This is a genomic window from Pseudomonas sp. BJa5 (assembly GCF_030272875.2).
GTDB lineage: Bacteria > Pseudomonadota > Gammaproteobacteria > Pseudomonadales > Pseudomonadaceae > Aquipseudomonas.
In genome coordinates this window covers 1-251 of sequence record NZ_JALRNG020000182.1, presented here as the reverse complement: position 1 = coordinate 251, position 251 = coordinate 1, and the positions used below count along the sequence as shown (strand labels likewise).

The window sequence follows — 251 nt, the reverse complement described above, 5'->3', positions numbered from 1 at the left end:
TTGCTGCTCCACCAGGTATTGGGTAAGTGTTTTACGTTTCAAGAGGTTCTCCCTATGCTGCGAATTCTAAAGCCTTGGATCCGATTTCCTGCACGATGCGCGACAGCCCCTCGTGGCCGCGCACCCGCAGCAGGGCTTCCTGCATGGGGCCGCGCAGGGCGGGCACGTAGCGCGACCAGTTGTCCAGCGCGCGCGCCAGGCGCGCCGCGATTTCGGGGTTGAGCGCATCCAGCGCCAGCACCTGCTCGGCC

At 64.5% G+C, this 251-nt stretch carries 1 protein-coding gene; it reads right to left on the bottom strand.

All coding sequences use genetic code 11. The annotated features are described in order from the left end of the window. Window positions 1–52 precede the first annotated feature (52 nt). Window positions 53–251 (bottom strand): aminopeptidase N C-terminal domain-containing protein (locus M2D63_RS25940; protein WP_285865906.1); only part of this gene is annotated, 199 nt, incomplete at its 5' end.